Source organism: Salegentibacter sp., assembly GCF_041642575.1.
Taxonomy (GTDB): Bacteria; Bacteroidota; Bacteroidia; order Flavobacteriales; family Flavobacteriaceae; genus Salegentibacter.
In genome coordinates this window covers 1-2,032 of sequence record NZ_JBEPWD010000189.1, presented here as the reverse complement: position 1 = coordinate 2,032, position 2,032 = coordinate 1, and the positions used below count along the sequence as shown (strand labels likewise).

Here is a 2,032-nt window from a genome sequence, read left to right as displayed (position 1 = left end):
GGCCAATCTCCATAATTCCTTCTGAAGAGATCTTTTGGAATGTCATCGCCTTCATAAAACTATCCAAATTTACACCGCTATATTGTTTTGCATAACCATTGGTAGGTAAGGTGTGATTGGTTCCCGAAGCGTAATCTCCGGCGCTCTCCGGAGTATAATTCCCTATAAAAACCGATCCGGCATTTTCAATTCCATCTGCATAAAATTCTTCGTTCTCTGTGCAAATGATAAAATGTTCGGGGCCGTAATAATTTATGAGGTCCAGAGCTGTTTCATCCATCTTCATAGATATAAACCTACAGTGTTCAATGGCTTGCTGAGCTATGGCCTTTCGGGGCAGTTTTTCCAGCTGATTTTGAATTTGGATTTCCACGGTATCGAGTAATTTTTCAGAAGTAGAAACCAACACAACCTGGCTATCGGCACCGTGTTCAGCCTGACTTAAAAGATCGGAAGCGACGAAGCTTGCATCCGCTGAGTCATCGGCCACCACCAGCAATTCCGAAGGGCCGGCAGGCATATCTATGGCAACATCATACCGGGTAGCATATTGCTTGGCTACAGTTACAAACTGATTTCCCGGGCCAAAGATCTTATAAACCTTCGGAATACTGTCGGTGCCAAAGGTCATCGCAGCAATTGCCTGAATTCCACCCACTTTAAAAATCTGTGTAACTCCGCATAATTCTGCAGTGTAAAGAATCGCAGGGTCTATATTCCCATCTTTACCGGGAGGTGTACATAACACGATCTCCCTGCAACCAGCCAATGAGGCCGGTACGGCTAACATTAAAATAGTTGAAAACAAAGGTGCACTACCACCGGGAATATATAAGCCCACTTTTTGAATAGACCTCTTTTCCTGCCAGCATTCCACGCCAGGAGAAGTTTCTACCAAAACCTTTTCCGTCTTTTGGGCTTTGTGAAATTTCGAAATATTTGCTTTTGCCAGTTGGATTGCTTCTTTAAGTTCTGTGGGAACAGCTTTTATAGCCATTTCAGCTTCCTCTTCTGAAACCCGGGTGGCATCAAGTTTAAAACCATCAAATAATTCGGTGTATTTGGTTACAGCAAGATCTCCTTTGCTTTTTACTTCAGCAAAAACTTGCTTCACCGTTTCTTCTATTTCTTCGAGAGATTGCGTAGGTCTTTTAAGAATTTCTGACCAGTTTTCGCGAGCGGGATTATTAAATCTTTTCATTGCTTAAATATTATATTACCATTTTCTCGATTGGAGCAACAAGAATCCCTTCGGCTCCGTTATCCTTAAGTTCATCAATAACTTCCCAAAAGCGCTCTTCACTAATTACGGTGTGAATTGAACTCCAACCTTCTTCAGCCAATGGCAAAACAGTAGGACTTCGCATTCCCGGCAATAATTCTATAATCCTGTTCAGTTTCTCATTTGGTGCATTGAGCAGGATATATTTAGAGGTTCGGGCGTTTAAAACCGATTTGAGTCTGAATTGCAGTTTCTTCAGAATATTTTTCCTTTCAACAGAAATTTCAGGAGAAATAGCCAAAACAGCCTCGCTTTTCAACATCACTTCGACCTCTTTTAATCCATTCTTAAAAAGGGTACTTCCACTGGACACTATATCACAAATAGCATCAGCAAGACCAATATTTGGAGCGATCTCTACCGACCCATTAATGATATGCAATTCTGCTGAAATGTTTTTATTCGCTAAAAACTCATTAACAGTATTAGGATAAGAAGTTGCTATTTTCTTACCATTTAGATCCTGAATCCCTGTGTATTTCATCGATTTAGGCACGGCAAGAGAAACCCTGCATTTCGAAAATCCGAGTTTTTCACCTCTTATGATATCTTTTCCTTTTTCTACCAATACATTTTCACCCAGAATAGCAACATCTACAACTCCGTCTCTTAAATATTGGGGAATATCACCATTTCTTAAATACATTACTTCCAGAGGAAAATTGCGGGCCGTGGCTTTTAACTGTTCCTTACCGTTGTCTATCGAAATGCCAGCATCTTTAAGGATTCTGAGCGAATCCTCGTTAAGTC

General features: G+C 40.8%; 2 protein-coding genes. Both read right to left on the bottom strand.

What is annotated here, in order from left to right; translation table 11 throughout:
• Nucleotides 1-1,201, bottom strand: a 1,201-nt coding sequence (hisD, locus tag ACESK1_RS13185) for a histidinol dehydrogenase (protein ID WP_372920633.1), incomplete at its 3' end; no start/stop codon positions are given.
• 10 nt (nucleotides 1,202-1,211) lie between these two features.
• Nucleotides 1,212-2,032, bottom strand: an 821-nt coding sequence (gene hisG / locus ACESK1_RS13180; protein ID WP_372920632.1) for an ATP phosphoribosyltransferase, incomplete at its 5' end; no start/stop codon positions are given.